This is a genomic window from Cohnella cholangitidis (genome assembly GCF_014107495.1).
GTDB lineage: Bacteria > Bacillota > Bacilli > Paenibacillales > Paenibacillaceae > Cohnella > Cohnella cholangitidis.
The window spans coordinates 5,339,341-5,358,712 of sequence record NZ_CP041969.1; the positions used below are offsets into that span (position 1 = coordinate 5,339,341).

The following is a 19,372-nucleotide window of genomic DNA, read 5'->3' on the forward strand; positions in this document are numbered from 1 at the left end:
GAAAATGAATTCATGCCGATACCTAAACTAATAAAAGAAAATGGAGTGTATAATCTTTATGTCGATGGAAAACCATACATCGCATTAGCCGGTGAACTTCATAATTCAAGTGCCTCAAATTTGGACTATATGAATAAAAAGGTATGGCCGTATCTCAGAGATCTACATCTTAATACGGTGATCTTGCCGGTTTACTGGGAACTAATTGAGCCTGAACAAGGGAAATTTGAATTTGATTTGCTCAACGGAGTTATTGAACAGGCTCGGACAGAAAATGTGCGTCTTGTGTTACTGTGGTTCGGATTATGGAAGAATGGAATTTCTAGTTATGTTCCAGGCTGGGTTAAGAAGGATTATTCAACCTATTTCCGTGCGGTCCATTTTAATGGTGTAGCATCTGATACCATCTCGCCTTTATGTGACAAGGCTGTAGAAGCTGACGCTAATGCATTTACACAATTCATGACTCACTTGAAGAAAGTTGACGGTGATCGAAATACCGTCATTATGATTCAAGTCGAGAATGAAATTGGGTTTCTCGGAAGCGACCGAGATTATTCAGACTTTGCAAACGCAGAATTCAATCGTCCACTGCCAGCCGTTGTTGAATCCCTCTATGGGGTTAGCGGTACGTGGAAGGAGGGATTTGCGGATGACGCGGCGGAATATTTTATGGCTTATCATTATGCTCAAGCAATCGAACGAATAGCGAGTGCAGGTGCCAAGGTCTACCCATTGCCACTATTCGTTAACGCCTGGTTAGAACAATTCCCCTGGAGACCCGGAACTTACCCGAGTGGAGGACCGATTGCTAAAGTAATGAGGTTATGGAAAGCAATAGCTCCTACCATTTGCTTGTATGCGCCGGATATCTACTTGCCCAACTTTGCTGAGATTTGTGAGGAGTATACGGCCAACGATAACCCCTTATTTATTCCAGAAGTAAGAAGGGATATTTCGTCGGCTACCAACGTTTTTTATGCGCTCGGCAAGCATGATGCTCTCTGCTTTTCGCCTTTCGGAATTGAAGATTTTATGGCACCATCAGAAAATGGTGATAATATTGATCCAACTATTATGATGGCCCTCAATATTGAGAACTCCGGCTTTGTCTTGAATGGCACAGGTCCATATCTTGCGCGCAGCTATGAGTTACTAGGTAATATGCTCGGAGTTATCCAGAAGTATCGCGGAACAGGCAAAATGACAGGCTTTCTTCAAGGTCATGAAGCAGGATGCATTTTATCGTTTTCTAAGTATGACATCAGAATAACTTATAATCGTCTGCCAGATGGCAAGCCTGTATCTGGGGGTCTTGTAATTGAGGTTTCAGAAGATGAGTTTGTTTTTGTCGGAATAGGCTTTTCAATTGAATTTTTGCCGAAGCGCTCAAATCCGATGCAAACAGGTTATGTGAAAATCGAAGAAGGAATGTTTGTTCAAGATCAATGGGTCGCCGGTCGTGTCCTTAATGGTGACGAGGGGGCTTACAAGATTAAAATCGGAAGAAGTCCGGCTGCGATACGTGTAGAGTTATATCAGTACAAATAAGTCATGTTCCAACTGAGGTAGGACCTCCGGTTTGTATTCTCACGAAGCATGACTTGAATGGAAAGGCTGCCCCCTATATTCGAAGGGACGCAGCCTTTCGTAGTATAGATTTTAATACTTAGCCGGAGGTCAACATGAAATGAAGTACAAAGAATTGAAAATGAGTTATAATTCCATATCGTTTAAAATATTTATGCTTATTCTTGTTATCTTTACGCCACTTGTTTTGCTCACCATTCATAACAACTATCAAGCGCGAGATTCTCTGTTGGATCAAGTAGAAGGCGTTCACATGAATTTGGTGCAGTCGTATTTGACACAAATAGATGTTCAACTTAGAAGTTCAATGACTACTGCACTGGACTTGGTCCTTTTTCAAAGTGATCCGGCCACTTTGGCAAACAGTAACGACGAATCAACCATTGCATTTTCGAAAATGGCGATTCACAACAACTTATCAAATAAGTTGCTGACTAATAACTTAATCGACTCACTTTTTGTCTATGTAAAAAGTAAGGACTATTTAATTGTTGCCAGTCAAAGTGACGTTTCTCCAAATGAGATTGATCATATTAAAAAATATATAGTTGCTCAAACAAAAGAAATTGATTTCACACATTCATCCCCAACGACCAACTGGCACTTAACAAAGATAGAGAATGAAGATAGTTTGGTCAATATCACATATGGAGTTAACGAAATCGTTGCAGGAGCCTATGCCCAAAACGATAGAATAATACAAAAATTTAAGCCTGAGAATTCCGAACTTATGATCATCCCTAGTTCTTCTGTAAGTCTAACAGCTGAGAAGATTTCGTCGGATCGTATATTAATCAGTACACAGTCCAATGTTGCAGATATAGTATTGGCTGAAGTTCTTCCGAGAACGGATTTGCTTCGTATCCTACCTTTTATTCAAAAATACGTGTTACAGATCTCAATCTCACTTATCTTGCTTGTGCCTATTTTTATTTTGTTGATGAAATTGATCGTTATCGATCCATTGAAAAACCTAACAAAAGCTATGCGCCGTATTCGAATGGGTGATATCGACTATAGAATCAATCAGCGGCGAAATTCGAATGAATTTGAGATCGTCAATAATACGTTCAACGAAATGATGAATGAAGTCAAAGATTTAAAAATCAGCGTATATGAAGAGCAAATTAAGTTACAAGTATCTCAATTGCGGAATTTACAGTTACAAATTAATCCGCACTTTCTAATTAACTCTCTAAATATGATTCATAATTTAATTGTGAATGAACAGCTTGTTCCTGCTAAACAATTAATTCAGTTTTCTGCAGGATATTTCAGATACATGGCTAGAGCTGAAGACGACTTTGTAATCCTAAACGATGAAATGAAACATATTTTGAATTACTTAGAAATTCAAAAGATAAGGTATGAAGAGAAAATAACTTATAATCTAGACGTCAATCAGTTGATTGAGGATATGCTAATTCCTCCAATGCTAATTCAAAACTTCGTCGAGAATTCCATTAAATATGCAATTGATATGAGTAAATCACTTCATATTACCGTAGCAATAGAATATTTCGAGATTGATTATTACCCGTATGCAAAAATCACCGTGTCGGATACAGGGGTCGGATATCCCATTGAAATATTAGACCCAATAAATGCTGGTGAAAAAATAACGGGTACAATTGGAAACCACATAGGCATATACAATTCCTTACAGCGGTTGAAGGCTCTCTATGGTGGGAAAGCTAGTTGGAGATTTTATAACAATCGTGGGGCTGTAACTGAACTTATTATCCCTGCATGGTTTGAAAAACCTTAAAAGTAAGGAGTGAAACCAGATGAAAATATTGATCGTCGACGATGAAGGAAGTGCAATCGAGGCCGTAAAAAAAGGTGTACAATGGCAAAAGTTAGCCATCACGTCGATTTATACGGCAATGAGCATGAACGAAGCTATCGCAAATTTTAATCAACATTCTATTGATATACTTCTTTGCGACATTGAAATGCCGATGGGGAGCGGGCTCGACCTGTTACGATGGGTGCATGATAATAATTTAAATGTGGAATGCATTATAATGACTTGCCATGCCGATTTTTCTTACGCGCAGCAGGCAATTCAATTAGGAAGTCTGGATTATTTACTAAAACCATTATCCTATGAAAAAGTTGAAGAAACGATCAAGAAGGCAACTGAGAAAATTAGCCATGAAAGAGCCATAAAGCGAAACAGCGGCGCATGGTTACAAAATAAAGAAGCAGTGATCAGACAATTTTGGAAAGATTATTTCGTTGGGGAAATAGCACCAAATATGCAAAGCCTCTCATGGTACATTCAAGCCAAGGGAATGGATATTAATCTCGAGAATGATTATTTGCCCATATTGGTAAGCTTAAAAGAGATGAGAAATGAGTTCAAAAAGGACGAGCGTAGACTAATGGAATTCGCAATAAAAAATGTGTCTGAAGAAGTCTTCGCCTCAATAGATATTTCGAATGAAGTAATGACATTTACTGAGAACACAGTTTTAATTGTTTTCCAACTGAAACAAAACGAGAAGGTCCGTAATGATTTTTATAAGGTGATTAACGAAAAGTGTAAAGAGTTGATAACAGCCGGAAAAGAATACTTAAAATTAGTCGTTTGCTGCTATATTGGAACTCGAGATAATATTTATAAAATGCCTGGCATGATTGAAAACCTGCAAACCATTGATTTTAATAATGTAACCTATCAAAAGAATATTATATTATTGGATTCGTATAGGCATCATCCGGTGGAATTTAAGAACTCAACGCTCAATTTATGGACAGAATATATTGCTAATCATCGGTTTCACTATTTATTAGATGAAATCAAAAAAACGTTGAATGCAGAAGAAGTCTTACGAAAAATCGACAGACAGTACTTAAGTGATTTTTGCCAAAGCTACAACTACCTTTTATTTGTATTCGCAACAAAGCATAATATTTTTCTCAATGAACTTTTGAGAGGTGAGCAGACCCACCAACTATCGCAAAAAGCAGAAACTTCATTAGCCGATTTTTTAAGATGGGCAAAATATACAGTTGAGAAAATGAAATTTTATGTGGAGCAAAATATCGAAGCGCTCAACCCGGTCGACAAGACAAAAAAATATATAGAAGCGCGCATATCAGAAGAAATTACGGTGGAGGATATTGCGCAGCAAGTACATCTGAATTCGGATTATCTTACAAGGATCTTCAAAAAAGAACTGGGTATCTCCATAAGCAAATACATCATTAATAGGAAAATGGAGATTGCGAAGGAACTTTTGAAGAGAACGGATAAATCCATTGGTGACATCGCTATGGCAGTTGGTTACTTCAATTATTCAAGTTTTAATAGGATATTCAACAAAGTAGTCGGAATGTCTCCACAAGAATACAAATTGAATTACGTAGACCGAAGCAGATGAGCTATTCATCTGTTTTTTTTGCAAGAAACGTTGGTTTAAATTAAACGGCGCATATAATAAGTCGGATATTTATATTGATCAAGTCGGATTAAGTATAACGGAGTGAATTATTCTCCCCTTATAATCTTTTCTGAGAAGATAGGACTATTAATCAAGCACGTAGAGAGAAGTCTGGCCAATACTTAAGATCAAGATAGGGCTGAAAAACATAATGCAAAAACTTTCAAATCTTCACATTACTGGAAGTGTCTATTATGGAAATGTAATCTTTGCTGCTGGATACTCGGCCTCTGTTTGTTACAGCGATGACAAGACCAGAGCGTTAATCAATGGTAAAATACATTCTCAAGGAGCAGAATCTGCTCTCACATCAGATGAAGTATACTTATTCGGAGATCATCTTTTGATCGGACTGGATGAGCCGGTAACCGTAGACAGAATCATTATCAAATCTTCGGCAGAAGCTGAGATGCCATACAAGCTAAGGGTTTCATATTCAAATGAATCATTAACATCGGTGATGACGAATCCTTCAAACAGTATTGTTGTTGGTTTTGTCGATGGGTACGATACAAACGGAGAAACAATAAACATCGATCTGCCGCATTCGATTACTGCACGGAATATATTCATTAGCGCTTGGACCAATGGAATGACTAATGAACCTGGTTTGGTGCCGTGGTCCGTTTCAGAAATACATCTTTATGAGTATTCAAATAATGAACTCCCGGATATTCCAGCCAATATAGAACCCGGATTTGGTGGGGAAGACTATTTATCAATGAGGTGGACTTGGACGTCTAGGAATTCGACCGCTGACATTTACCGTTCTGAGAGTGAATATGGTACATATTTAAAAGTAGGTTCTACATCTGTTGCGGGCGAAGCTACATACTTGGATAGCGGATTAAGAAAAGGTGCGACTTACTACTATAAATTAAAATCAAAAAATTTTTAGGCGAATCGGACTTTAGTGAAGTCTTATCGATGGCTACAGCAATAGATGTAACTGATTCAACTGGGGCGATAAAGTTTAAGACTCAGGTTGGTGGACCTTATCACGGTATGCCGCTGTTTGATGGTAAACCAGAACATCTTGAGGCCTATGTTGATGCATATTTTGCATATACGGGTATAGAAGGTCCGGCTGTTTATGTTACTGGTACACGTAATATTTATGAATTGAAGAGAGGAATCAATGCTGGTCGTAATATTCCTGGGGCTTTATCTGCAGAGGATAATGTGCAGGGTGTATCTACTGACTTTCCATCCATGCTGGCAATAGGACAATCCTGGAATAAGGATCTTGTTACGAAGATCGGTGATGTCATAGGTCGAGAGAAGATACGCAAATTAAGCTCAAAACAGGGCGTTGCTAACATCATGGATTCTACGAGTACGAATAGATCTTCGAAGACAGTTGCCTTTTCTGTTATTACGGATTTGCGTATAAACCCGCTCAGTGGGCGGTTTGATGAGAACTATGGAGAGGATCCATATTTGGTTTCCACAATGGTGGATAAGATGGCATCCTCACTTAGCGGAATTAATGATCCAATAAGTAACAACGGTTTTTGGGTCCGTGCTATTGTTGGAACAAAGCACTTGTCAGTTTATAACTCACAGTGGTATAGGCAATTTGCAAGCAATTATGCAAGTGCCAGAAGTATTTTTGACTACCACATCAAGGGGATTGTAAGGGGATTTGAGTCAGGCTCTGTCTCGGGTGCAATGAGCTCATTTGGCCGTACTAACGGTATCCCGAATATAATTAGTTCTTATAATATTTTTGCGAATCAACTTGCAAAGTATGGCATGTATACTTCTCCTGATTATGAAGCTGACGAAATATTATTTAGTAGTACAACTAATGGTGCTTTAAGTAATGGGTACGATTCCAGTTATGCCCCTGGCAGATCGCATAGTACTGTGTTACAGATACTGGCACATACAAATGCAGGAAGGCCGCATAAATATTCTGAGAGTGACGTAACCGATTTGGTTGATGCGGTTCAGACAGGTCTATATGGCGTAACAGTGTCCGATCTGATTGAGGCCGCACGTCCGCATGTGAAAGCAATGGTCAGAGCAGGGTTGTTCAATGAAGTTGATTCTAATGGATTCGCTAATTATTATCCATTTATTAACTGGACAAGAGAAGTGGATACCTCTACCGTTGATTACACTTTGCCTGAACACCAAGCTGTTGCTCAGCAAGCTGCACGAGAATCCATTGTGTTATTAAAGAATTACAACAATGCTCTGCCATTAAGTAAAGACGCAAAAATTCAGTTGACCGGTATTTATGCAAATACTCGGTTCAAAAATCAATATTCTGTATCGAATACACCCTCAGCAAGCGAAACTGTGCGCGATACAGGGTATACTCCATTACAGGCTATTCTCAAAACAGTTACCGATCCGTCAAATGTAAAGTTTGATACAGGCAATGCCATTTTCGCGTTGAAGGCAGTAAAGAATGGTCAGTACGTAAGTACAACAGATGCGGAATCAGGAGATGGTTTGTCTGCTGCTGCTATTGCTCTTGGTATTAACGAGCAGTTTAGTTTTTATGACTGGGGACAAGAGGGGTTCAGTCTTCAGGCTAAGAGCAACGAATTATGGGTTGCCTACTCCACAAGCACACGAGAAATATCGAATACAGATCGAACGAAGTTGGCCGTAAATGAAAATACATGGGGCAATGATGATTTGTTTGGCTCTTCTAGTTCATTACCGCCTGTATGGAGAAGCATTAGTAACAGTGATGGAACTCAATCTTTTATCGTAGACTCATATTCTACGGAGTACTCGGCCGACTTTCCTTACTCCCTCTACGCTAAAGGAAGATATATTAAGGTAGAAGATCATGGGAATCTAATGGGGGAAGATAAAACGGTTGGAAATACGTCCAATCTAGCGAATCCCGACGCTTCAACCAAGTTTAATGTTGAGGTGGTAAAAGAATTAGGGGCTGATGCAGAAGCGTGGGCCGACAGTGATGCCAAATACGCGATCGTATTTGTTGGAGCGAACGTTAAGCATAGCGCCAGTGAAGGAAAAGACAGATCTTCTTTACAAATGGGCAATTCAGACTATGAGTTAATAAAAAAAGTAGCGCGTGCATTTAAAAAAGTTGGAAAGAAAACGATAGTAGTCGTTGAAACGAACTTCCCTGTAATTATGGAAGATATACAGAACGATACCAATGTTGATGCCATCGTCTATCAGCCATATGGTGGACAATACGATGGAAAAGCTTTGGCAGAAATATTATTTGGAGACGTTGCCCCTACAGGTAAATTGACTTCAACATGGTATGCTAATATGGAAGCATTGCCAAGCATCAGCAAATATTCAATACCGGAAGGTTTCACTACAACCCTACACCAAATTGATCCGAGGTTCACTAAGGATATGACGAATGCAGATCCAATTGGATCTAGGCTAACGTATCTATATACGGATGCCCAGGTAACCTATGAGTTTGGCTATGGCTTAACATATAGTACATTTAGGTACAGTAACTTTAAAGCACCGTCTTCTAACGATGGCAGTCCTTTTAGAGCAAGTGTTAATGTTCAGAATACTGGTCTTGTTAAAACATCGGAAGTCGTACAACTCTATATCAATAATTCAATATCTGAATATGGGGACGTTACGCCAAATAAATTGTTGGTTTCATATGAGAAAGTTGAGCTTGAACCAGGCGAATCAAAGAATGTTATATTACATGTTAATCCGATGGATTTTAAGATTTGGGATGTCAACCGAAGTGACTATATAGTTGAGACAGGCGAATATCGATTAATGGTGGGTGCTTCATCTACAAAAATTAATTGCACTCGGAGTATTGAAATAGTTGGTGATTCGCTTTTGACTTTGGATCCGTTTACTGCATTTAATTTATTTGACCGTTCGTTTAACGCTCATGAAGTTACTTATAACGAAATATCAAAAGTCAGAACTGTAGAAAACTTGAAGTCAGATAAAGTAGTTGGAGGGTACTACAGTGTTACTTCTAAAGGTGCTGGTTCATGGGTTGCCATTCCTAAAGTAAAGATGGATAATGCGACCGGTGTGACCGCCAAAGTTGCGTCAATGGCTAATGGAGGTACATTTTCTCTTCATGCGGATTCGCCAGACCATGAGGCATTTGCCACTATTTCAGTTCCAAGCACAGAGAAAGTTACGCAACCGATAACATTGGGTACGATTGTGCAAGAACTTGGTTACTTGGATGTAACGTCAAAATTCAACATGGATTTATCAGGCATACATGACATTTATGTTGTATTTCATGAACAAGATATACGGGTAGATAACCTTGCATTTTCTTTCAAAGAACAAGCCGAAATGTAGGCTTGTTCTTTTATTAGCCAGTGAGTAGGGGGGGCGTATTGGAGCTTTTTGTGAATTCGCCTACTTGTTTCGCGTTCGTCTGATTTAGACGTATAACGTTTGCGTGACTAGCCGGTTTGAGGTGATTTACTTCGTGAACGGGTTGGGCGACGTGATCGTTGACGCTGTAATCATTCGCTGCAGCTCGTCGCAGCCGGAGATTGCGGATATCTTGACAGAAGTCCGATGGATCGAGAACAGAAACGGAGTGGTAAGGGTTGAAGTCTAAGTAAGCAAACAACAGGCAGCTCGGAACCTATTCGTACAGGTTCTGAGTTGCTGTTGCTTTATGAAAAGAGGGTATAGGCAGTGCGGATTGGTCGGAAATGTACATTAATCGAGTCGGATCAAGTATAACGGAGCGAATTAATCCCCACGTATACTCAATAGTAGACAGAATAAATACACACAATTTGGAGGGGAAATCGTGAATCATGTCGATGCCGTAAACAAGGCCAATTTAATTCATAAAAGAAAAATAAATAAAAAATGGAAACAGTTCATTCCCGTATATCTATTAGCTTTGCCGGCTTTACTTTATTTGCTGATAAACAACTATTTGCCATTGTACGGAATGCAGATTGCTTTCAGGGAACTCGATTATTCCGCTGGTGTATTTGGAGGCCGATTTGTCGGATTCGACAACTTTAAGTTCCTATTCGCGACGGAAGATGCATGGATCATGATTCGGAATACGGTGCTATATAATTTGCTATTCATCGTCGTTGGGACAGTTTTGGGATTGACCGTCGCCATTTTGTTTAATGAGATAAAGAATAAATTGGCTCGAAAATTCTTTCAATCCGCCGTGTTAATCCCTTACGTTATGTCGATGGTAATCGTAAGTTATATCGGCTATGCGTTTTTAAGTAACGAAACCGGCTTTATTAACAACTCGATTTTGGAGCCTCTAGGTATTGAACCGGTATCTTGGTATCAGGAATCTAAGTTTTGGCCGTTTATCCTACTGTTTTTTGAGAACTGGAAGGGCCTTGGGTTTACAGTGCTGATGAATACAGCGTTCATTATGTCTATCAATGACGAATACTATGAAGCCGCTGAAATCGACTCGGCAACCAAATGGCAACAAATCAGATATATTACCTTGCCGTTGTTGAAACCAGTCATTACATTAATGATCATTTTGCAACTTGGAAGAATTTTCTCTTCCGATTTTGGTCTATTCTATCAGTTGCCGATGAATTCTGGTGCGCTTTATGACGTTACAACAACGATCGATACCTACGCCTTTAGAGCCTTGATGAAGGTTGGCGACGTTACGATGTCATCGGCCGTAGGTGTATTTCAATCCGTCGTAGGCTTTGTCTTGTTAGTATCAGCTAACGCTGTTGTTCGGAAATTTAACAAGGATAATTCCCTATTTTAAGGAGGTGTAAAGATTGACTACCAAAAGATATGCTAACTGGGAATTGAGCGGATATCTAGTGATGAGCATATTAGCTTTTCTCGCGATTGCTCCGTTTATACTTCTTGTTATTTCTTCTTTCACCGACGAAGTAACGGCAGTCAGGGATGGGTATAGCTTCTTCCCGGAGAAATTCTCGATTGAAGCCTATAAATATATAGCAAGTGAATGGGGCACCCTTGGAACAGGGTATATGGTGACTATTTTTGTAACTTGCATCGGAACTTTTGTAGGAGTCACGATAGCAGGATTACTAGGGTATGTACTGAGTATTAAAGAGTTGCCTGGTAGATCTATATTGCTTTTCCTGGTCGTTTTTACAATGCTGTTCCATGGGGGGGCTATCGCCACCTATATCATTTACACTCAAATCTTTCATCTTAAAAATACGATTTGGGGCTTGATCATACCAGGGCTGCTATTGAATGGCTATTTCGTAATGATGTTCCGTACTTATTTTGAGAATTCGATTCCTAAAGCGCTTCTTGAATCAGCAAAGCTTGACGGAGCAAGCGAGATCAGAATCTTTTTCAGGATCGTGTTTCCAATATCTATGCCGATTGTTGCTACAGTTGGTGTATCTTATGTCCTTATCTATTGGAACGACTGGATCAATGGCATGTACTATCTTACATTCGATAGTAAATTACAATCCATACAAACGATCTTAAATAACATGAACGAAAACATTAACTTTCTAAAAAATAATGATCTCGGAGAGACCAGTGCAAGGTTACAAACGGTAGAATTGCCTACAACCACAGTTCGAATGGCCTTGGCCGTAATCGGCATACTGCCCATATTATGCGTGTTCCCACTTATACAGAAATGGCTCGTTAGAGGAGTTACTATGGGTGCATTAAAGGAATAAGGGAATAAGTGAAAAAGGAGAAAAAATATGAACCTTCAGATTACGGAGAAAGGCGCCAACCCCAAAATCGCCCGTTATGCAGCCACACAGGGAATGGTGCTTCTTGAAAATCGAAATGATGTATTGCCCTTAAGTAGTAAAAAAATTGCACTCTTCGGCGGTGGCGCGCATGTCACGGTGAAAGGCGGTACCGGTTCTGGTAATGTAACGTCTCCATATGAAATTTCTATCCGCAAAGGGTTCGAGAACGCTGGGTACGTCCTTACTTCCTCTGCATGGCTGGATGCTTATGCAGCGTCTTATCAGAAAGCACAAGATGAAGATACGACATTGAGCGAAATTGACAAGATGTGGAGCGGCAAAAGAATACTCGTGCCTGATCCAGCTTTAACAGAACAGGACATTTCGGCAGCATCTGATGCCGATACGGCCATTTATGTGGTTTCTCGGGTTGCGGGGGAAGGGCATGACAGACAAGCAGTCCCAGGCGACTATTATTTGACGGATCACGAACTGCACAATCTGAAGATAATAGCGGCATATTTTAAGAACAGTATTGTCGTCCTGAATACATGTGTTATCGATACGAAGTTCTTCCAGCAATTCGGTGAGTTGGATGCCATGCTTCTTATGTCCTTAGCCGGGATGGAAAGCGGTAATGCTCTGGTGGATGTACTGAGTGGGTCGGTCACCCCATCAGGCAAGTTGACAGATACTTGGGCAATCCAATATGAGGACTATCCTGCATATAAAACCTTTGGTAGAAACGCAGGCGACAATAAGCAGCAAAACTATGAAGAAGGCATTTATGTCGGTTACCGATACTTTGACAGCTTCAATATTACACCTGCATATGAATTTGGATACGGATTATCCTACACCGAGTTCAGTATCCTCGTGAACAATGTATTTATTACAGATGAACAGATTTCCATAGAAACTACGATAACCAATACTGGCAATAAATATACGGGCAAGGAAGTCGTACAAATCTATATCTCTGCTCCGGATGGCGAGCTTGAAAAACCCTATCAATCGTTAATTGGTTTCGGAAAGACGAACGAATTGAAGCCGGGCGGAAGTCAAACCTTAACCATCTCCTTCCCAGTAGCAGAGATGGCTTCATATAGTGAGGCATTGGCTGCATGGGTGCTTGAAGCAGGCGATTATCTGATACGTGTAGGTCATTCGTCCAGAAATACGAAAGTTGCAGCCATTATCCGTTTGGATGAAACGAAAATTACCGAGCAAGTAAGTAATAGGCTTCCGCTGGATCAGGACTTTAAAGACAAATCCAGCAAGGAGGTGCTTCCATTTAGCTATGCAACAGAGACGGACGAGATCAAGAATGCGCCTGTACTCAGGTTTGAGGCGGAATCGCTTACCATGCGGAATTGTGCTTCCACTGTGGATACATCTTCCGTCACAACCTATTTGACGGAGGGCTCGGACTATCAGTCCCGTTTCAAATCTGGTTCTAGATTCGCGAATGATAACTATGTCGAGCGGTTTCAAATTGTACGCCCAAAACCTAACGCCAAGCTCTATGATGTCTACAGCGGGGAAATTACAATGGAGCAGTTTGTGGCGCAATTCGATTTGCCGGCACTTGCAACTTTGGTTAACGGCCGATTCAGCAATTCAGACTATACAATGGTCTCGGATGAGCCGATTTTGAGTGCGGCGATAACACCTGGCGGGGCTACCGGGCAGACGACGACGAATTTTGTCCAGTCCCATGGTATTCCGAACAATATTATGCCTGACGGACCTACTGGGCTCCATATTCCAATCAACCAATATGGCTGTACAGCCTTTCCGGTTGGAGTCATGCAAGCTCAATCATGGGACGCCGAGTTATGGAGTGAACTCGGTAAAGCCTATGGAAAGGAACTACTTGAGAATCAAACGACCATGATTCTCGGGCCGGGTATGAATATCCACAGGGATCCATTGGGTGGTCGAAACTTCGAATACTATTCTGAGGATCCGCAGTTGACGGGTATTGCTGGAGCGATGTTTACGCTAGGGGTCCAGTCCCATCCTGGAGTTGGGGTTACCATTAAGCATTTCGCTGCTAATGAACAAGAAACTGAAAGGGCATTCGGAAACAGTTCTGCATCAGAGCGGACTCTAAGGGAGATCTATCTGAAGGGCTTCGAAATAACGGTTAAATCTGCACAGCCCATGACGGTGATGACAGCTTACAACAAAATCAACGGTGCTCACACCTCCAGCAGCATTGACTTGATAACCCATATTCTTCGCGGCGAATGGGGCTTCAAAGGATTTGTAATGACCGATTGGTTCACGCAGAGCGATAACGGCCTCGATATGCATGCTGGCAATGACATGATCATGGGAGGGTGGCATATCAGCAAATTGATTAATTCTGTAATGGCACCAGAGCCCGTATTTAACGATGACGGAAGCGTGGATGTCACCACGATCTCCCTATACTCAGGCAGGAAAACTGAAACAATAGAAAAGTGGAACGCTTTTGTGCCTGGGGCGGATGGCGAGGATTTCTGCTCGACTCTAGTAGCGGTGGAGGTTGAGTTAGGGAGCAAGGTCAAGGACATGGAGAAACAGAACATCGCAAAGGTTACAAGAAATCAGGATGGGACCAAAACCGTGACTTACCGGGGAACCAGTAAAGACGCGTATACTGCGCTGGGTGATCTACAGAAATCAGCGATGAACATTTTAAACCTGTTTTTGAAATGCTGGACCGTACGTAATGTTTATAACGCTGAGACCGGATATACGGAAATCCCGATGTTGCCGTACAGTTCCTTGTTTAGCGACCTCAAAACCTATTTGAAGGTGAGTAAGAATCATGATCGGAGGCCAACAGCATGAGTTCAGAAAGAGAAGCTTTTCTTAGAGAATATATGTACACACCGGACTTCCGACCGCAAACTCCTTACGTGCCTTCTTACTTAGAGGCAAGAAAGGCTTTTGGAAATTCAGGTTCCGGATTAAGTCCCGATCCTTGGGAATGGGCGGAACGGATGCTCGCCGAATTAGAAGAAACCGAAGCCCCTACCCAAGAGTACGAGGTGTTCGTCCCGAACACGGACACTGAGGAATATTGTTTGAATACCAAAGCCATGGTAAGGGAAGAAACTCCGTTTGCTACAAGATCGCTTGAGACAATTAAGGGGTATCGTCCGCCCAGTGCATTGCTGGAGTTTGATCGTTGGGGAGGACGGATCGATAAATTCTACGGCGCAACGGGCTTCTTTCGGGTTGTGCGCGATGAGGGGCGTTTCTGGATCGTCGATCCAGATGGACACCCTTGCTATCATACGGCAATATCCCAAGTATCGGCGCATACTTCTCCGAACACCGTGAAGAATGCTGTCGATAATTTCGGAAGCGTTGAGGGTTGGGCCGACACGGCGACCGAGCGGCTTCGAGAACTGGGTTTCACGGCAGTAGGGATGTGGTCGGACGAATCACTGGTGCATCAATCGAAGACACCGATCGGTATCTGTGGAACTGCGTATTTCATTACCACTTATGGCGATCGGAACGGTCTGACGAAGCCATCAGTCGGTCATAAGGTATTCGCGCATAATAATGCGATGCCTGTATTCGATCCAATGTTCGAGACGTTCGCTCATGATTATGCACGAGAAGTGACCGCGGAGTTGAAGGGGAAACCCGATGTTGTCGGATGGTTTTCTGACAACGAACTGCCGGCCAACCTCAATATGTTGGAGCGGTTTTTAACGCTTGATCCGAATGAGGCATGCAACCGATATTCTCTTGCTGTCGCTTGGACCTTCTTGAAGCACGAATCCGGACTGGATGATCCTAAGATCGAAGATGCTACTGACGATATTCGCGAACGTTTCCGCGGCGCGGTGTATGATCGCTATTTCCGCGTTGTCGCTACAGCTCTGAAAGTTGCCGATCCCAATCATCTATATCTGGGATCTAGATTTATGTTTCTCGGACCGCATTTCATGGATGGAACCTTGCTCGGGGAAGGCATGATGCGAGCTGCGGGCAGATGGTGTGACGTCATCTCCGTAAATTATTACATGGCTTGGACACCAGACGGGAAAGAAATCGAGAAGTGGGCGCTGTGGTCGGGAAAACCTTTGATCATTTCAGAATGGTACGCGATGGCATCCGATTCGGGAATGGCAAATGCGACAGGAGCCGGATTCCGAGTTGCTACGCAGAAAGATCGGGCACGCTTTTATCAGAATTTCGCGCTTTGGCTCGTGGAGTGTCCTTGGTTCGTTGGCTTTCATTGGTTCAAATACAGTGATAACGACCCGACGGATGCGAATGCTGAGGCTTCGAACTTGAATGGCAACAAAGGCATTGTTACAACGCAGTTCGTAGAGTGGACGGATTTGACTGATGAGATGATGGAACTAAACGGACAAATATACTCTTTAATTGATTTCTTCGACCGAAGAAATTCGGTACTTGATACAGTCGGAAATGTAAATCTATAAAGTCGGAAAAAGTATAACTGAATGAAAGCGTTGTCTTTTATTATGAGATTGTATAAAACAAATACGAATTGGGGGTAGAACGATGAAAAGGACCATAAGCCTTTGGGTAACTTGTTGCTTACTTGTGTTACTTATTGGCTGTAATTCAAACGGAGGCAATCAAACCGATACAACAACTCAACCAGAAACAAGTACTCAGCCGGCAACGAGTACCCAATCAGAACAGACTGCGAGTAATGAAATTAACTTTGATGAAGATCCATATACGATACAGGTAGCGTATCCAGTTTATGGTGCAGTTCAGCCGGATCTGCAAAAGGTTGTCGATAAAGTTAATGAAATTGCACTGAAAAAGATAAATGCGAAAGTGGAATTCAAAATCGTTAATGTTGCCAATATGGCAAACACCTATTCAATGGCTGCAGCCAGCGGCGAGAATTTTGATCTCATCATGTTGCTTCCGGGAAATAGATATCTTACGGCATATGCTGGAAATAAAATGATTATGCCGATTGATGAGCTCCTTGAAAAATATGGACAAGACATCAAATCGAATATGGCAGATATATTGAAAACGGCAAACTATCAAGGCAAGCAGTATGGCATCCCGGCCAAAGAAGGCGATCCTCTTGCGAGAGGTGTTGTATTCCGTAAAGAGATAGTGGATAAATACAGTATTGATTTATCGAATGTGAAAACGTTAAGTGATTTGGACCCTATTTTTGAGAAAGTGCATGCAGCCGAACCGGAATTACAAATCGTATACCCACAAGGAATGGCTTATCACCTTCTAAGTTTTGACGATTTAGGTAACGGGTTTGGCGTGTTAAGAAATGGCGGGCTTGACGACCTGAATGTCGTCAATAAGTTTGAAACCGATGAGTGGGTTAGCATGGTGAAGAAAGCTAGAGAGTGGTATCAGAAGGGGTTTGTCAACAAAGACTATGTCACTTCCCAAGAGAGACCAACCTCGTTGCAGGATGCAGGCAAGTTGTTTGCTGTGCCTAACGTAACTTACAACACGATATGGTTAAATGAGAAATCAACCGTGAAATTAGTTCACCTAGTCCCTCCAATTAAAAGCACGGAGACCTACCAATCATTTGTATGGGCAGTCCCTTCGAATTCGGAAAGGCCTGATAAGGCAATACAATTCTTAAATCTATTGTTCCAGGATCCTTCGGTCGCAACTTTGCTTAAGTTTGGAATTGAAGGGGAGCATTATGTCAAGCAAGACGATGGGCGAATCGATACTGCTTTAGGTAAGCAGAAGTTTTTACAAAATTGGAACATTTGGGGCGATTATTCGAAGTTGCCAGGCGTAGTTGATCCTAATTCGACCACAACAGCTGAACAAATAAAAGCTGCTGTAGAAGAATGGAGCAATTGGGTTCAAACCTCGAAAGCCTTTGGTTTTATCTTCAACCCAGAGCCTGTAAAGACAGAAATAGCTGCTCTAACTGCTATTTACGATCAGTATGTCAAACTGATTGAAGGTGGTGCTGTTGATCCGGATAAAGAGGTTAAAAAATTCAATCAAAAGCTGTATGATGCCGGACTGCAAAAAGTAATGGATGAGAAACAACGCCAGTTGGACGAATGGGCTAAAACACAGCAATAAATAAATTAATCATACGAAGGGATGGGTAACATGAAAAGATTATCTAAAGTAACAGCATTGGTAGTAGGAATATTCAGCATGTTGATTAGTTTGGCGGCATTCGCTAGCGCGGCTACTACGACAGGGTTGCAGGATGGCATATATAGCACTAGCTCTCAACCGGATGCACGAAAAAGTGTTTATAAAATGACAGTATCGGTTTCCGACGGAAAGGTCTCGACTGTAGAGTTCGGACAGTATAACGGCACTACAAAGCTGCAAGCTTCATTTGCGGAGCATGTGCCTGAAGACTACAGGGAAACTTTTAAATCTATCGTAGCTGAAGTTGAAGATTATCAAAAGCAACTGAACAGTACCCTTGATGGTGCCAAGGTTGCAAAGTCAGCTGATGCTGTTGACGGCGTGTATGAAGCTTTTCAGCAACTATGGGAATCCGTAGTGAAAGATGCGGGAGGTACGATTCAGGCGGATGCAGTTGAAGTTTCGGCAGACCAGTCTCCTAGTGTATCCAACAATCCCAAAACAGGGGACAATAGCATGATGATGTATTGGGTCGCAACTGGAGTTGCACTTATCGCGATGATTGTTTTGGTTAGAAAAATGAAAACGGCCTAATTAGTTAATATAGTCGGGAAGATTCCAGAATGAGCTGCTCCTATCGGGGGTGGCTCATACTTTTCATCGAAAGCTTCAGGGGGGACTAGGGTGCAAAAGTCCATTCGTATCGCTTTGTCCATCATATCTTTAGGTGTATTTACTTATTCTCTTGTTATGATCGTAGAAAAGTATTATTCATCTTATCGTGATAACAGGCAATATGAGCAACTAAGGGTACAAGTGGCAGAAGCACGAACTACTGACATACCTAAAGTTAAGGAGCAGATATTCCAAATCGCAACTCCAGATGCTCCTGTAGAAGATGAGAAAATCCAGAATAACGTGCCTTATGAGATTTTATCAGGTGATCCTGTAAAGTTGGATGAAAACGGTGTTTTGAAACAATATTCGGAGTTACACATGCAAAACAGCGATTTCATCGGGTGGATCGAAATGCCGGGCTTTAATAAGCCAATCGATTATCCTGTAATGCAGGCTGAAGACAATGACTTTTATTTAAAAAGAGATTTCAATAAAAAACATTCAATCTCAGGAACGATTTTTATGGATTACACAAATAATCCCAGAGAAGACCGGAACATAGTGCTTTACGGTCATGCCATGAATGATCGCACGATGTTTGGGGATTTAATGGATTTTTATAGGGAACCTGATAAATATGAGAAACTCACAAAAATATATTTGGATTTCTTGGACGTACAAATGGAATACGAAATTTTCTCTACCTATACCGAACTACAAGATTATAACTACAGACAGGCGGATTTTGCAGATGATAAGGAGTTCATGGACTTTTTAATAAGGATAAATGACAAGTCCGTCTACGATTACCATGTAGATCTTACACCGCAAGATAAAATACTTACACTTTCAACCTGTAATAATAAAATGGGTGCCGAGTACCGGACAGTGATTCATGCTAGGCTCGTAACGCAAACGAAGTACAATAACTCGACAGCACTTTAAATAGGGAGGAAA

The 19,372-nt window shown here is 41.4% G+C and carries 13 protein-coding genes; all 13 read left to right on the top strand.

Going from position 1 to position 19,372, the window contains the following annotated elements; translation table 11 throughout:
- Positions 1-12 precede the first annotated feature (12 nt).
- The 13 genes from FPL14_RS24550 (at position 13) to srtB (ending at position 19,360) form a co-directional block, all read left to right on the top strand.
- A complete protein-coding gene (locus tag FPL14_RS24550) occupies positions 13-1,551 on the top strand; it encodes a DUF5597 domain-containing protein (protein WP_182300202.1) in 1,539 nt (512 codons plus the stop codon).
- A 139-nt stretch (positions 1,552-1,690) separates the two neighbouring features.
- Positions 1,691-3,358, top strand: coding sequence for a sensor histidine kinase (locus FPL14_RS24555; RefSeq protein ID WP_182300203.1), 1,668 nt, complete (start codon positions 1,691-1,693; stop codon positions 3,356-3,358).
- A gap of 19 nt (positions 3,359-3,377) precedes the next feature.
- Positions 3,378-4,979 (top strand): response regulator transcription factor, encoded by a 1,602-nt coding sequence (locus tag FPL14_RS24560; RefSeq protein WP_182300204.1) that lies wholly within the window; start codon positions 3,378-3,380, stop codon positions 4,977-4,979.
- 211 nt (positions 4,980-5,190) lie between these two features.
- Entirely contained in the window at positions 5,191-5,937 is a 747-nt protein-coding gene (locus tag FPL14_RS24565) for a hypothetical protein (protein WP_182300205.1), read from the top strand.
- Positions 5,938-5,966: 29 nt separating this feature from the next.
- A complete protein-coding gene (locus FPL14_RS24570; RefSeq protein ID WP_182300206.1) occupies positions 5,967-9,341 on the top strand; it encodes a glycoside hydrolase family 3 protein in 3,375 nt (1,124 codons plus the stop codon).
- 133 nt (positions 9,342-9,474) lie between these two features.
- The gene (locus FPL14_RS30410) at positions 9,475-9,609 is read left to right on the top strand and encodes a hypothetical protein (protein ID WP_267875390.1); all 135 of its coding nucleotides are present in this window, start codon (positions 9,475-9,477) and stop codon (positions 9,607-9,609) included.
- A gap of 198 nt (positions 9,610-9,807) precedes the next feature.
- Positions 9,808-10,767, top strand: coding sequence for an ABC transporter permease subunit (locus tag FPL14_RS24575; protein ID WP_229263653.1), 960 nt, complete (start codon positions 9,808-9,810; stop codon positions 10,765-10,767).
- Positions 10,768-10,780: 13 nt separating this feature from the next.
- Complete coding sequence (locus FPL14_RS24580) at positions 10,781-11,677, top strand: carbohydrate ABC transporter permease (RefSeq protein WP_229263654.1); 897 nt, start codon at positions 10,781-10,783, stop codon at positions 11,675-11,677.
- A gap of 27 nt (positions 11,678-11,704) precedes the next feature.
- Entirely contained in the window at positions 11,705-14,539 is a 2,835-nt protein-coding gene (locus FPL14_RS24585; RefSeq protein ID WP_182300207.1) for a glycoside hydrolase family 3 protein, read from the top strand.
- On the top strand, positions 14,536-16,155 hold the full coding sequence (locus FPL14_RS24590; protein WP_182300208.1) for a hypothetical protein: 1,620 nt from the start codon (positions 14,536-14,538) through the stop codon (positions 16,153-16,155). Before FPL14_RS24585 ends, FPL14_RS24590 begins: the two co-directional genes overlap by 4 nt.
- Positions 16,156-16,237: 82 nt before the next feature.
- Positions 16,238-17,776 (top strand): ABC transporter substrate-binding protein, encoded by a 1,539-nt coding sequence (locus FPL14_RS24595; protein ID WP_182300209.1) that lies wholly within the window; start codon positions 16,238-16,240, stop codon positions 17,774-17,776.
- 30 nt (positions 17,777-17,806) lie between these two features.
- Positions 17,807-18,391, top strand: a complete 585-nt coding sequence (locus FPL14_RS24600; RefSeq protein WP_182300210.1) for a hypothetical protein — start codon at positions 17,807-17,809, stop codon at positions 18,389-18,391.
- Positions 18,392-18,481: 90 nt separating this feature from the next.
- On the top strand, positions 18,482-19,360 hold the full coding sequence (gene srtB / locus FPL14_RS24605) for a class B sortase (protein WP_182300211.1): 879 nt from the start codon (positions 18,482-18,484) through the stop codon (positions 19,358-19,360).
- The last annotated feature ends 12 nt before the right edge of the window (positions 19,361-19,372 follow it).

Bases quoted from the DNA above. Each gene is read 5' to 3' on its own strand.
- FPL14_RS24585 (WP_182300207.1), top strand. From the start codon at position 11,705: ATGAACCTTCAGATTACGGAGAAAGGCGCCAACCCCAAAATCGCCCGT.
- FPL14_RS24550 (WP_182300202.1), top strand. From the start codon at position 13: ATGCCGATACCTAAACTAATAAAAGAAAATGGAGTGTATAATCTTTAT.
- FPL14_RS24570 (WP_182300206.1), top strand. From the start codon at position 5,967: ATGGCTACAGCAATAGATGTAACTGATTCAACTGGGGCGATAAAGTTT.
- FPL14_RS24590 (WP_182300208.1), top strand. From the start codon at position 14,536: ATGAGTTCAGAAAGAGAAGCTTTTCTTAGAGAATATATGTACACACCG.
- FPL14_RS24595 (WP_182300209.1), top strand. From the start codon at position 16,238: ATGAAAAGGACCATAAGCCTTTGGGTAACTTGTTGCTTACTTGTGTTA.
- FPL14_RS24555 (WP_182300203.1), top strand. From the start codon at position 1,691: ATGAAGTACAAAGAATTGAAAATGAGTTATAATTCCATATCGTTTAAA.
- FPL14_RS24600 (WP_182300210.1), top strand. From the start codon at position 17,807: ATGAAAAGATTATCTAAAGTAACAGCATTGGTAGTAGGAATATTCAGC.
- FPL14_RS24565 (WP_182300205.1), top strand. From the start codon at position 5,191: ATGCAAAAACTTTCAAATCTTCACATTACTGGAAGTGTCTATTATGGA.
- FPL14_RS24560 (WP_182300204.1), top strand. From the start codon at position 3,378: ATGAAAATATTGATCGTCGACGATGAAGGAAGTGCAATCGAGGCCGTA.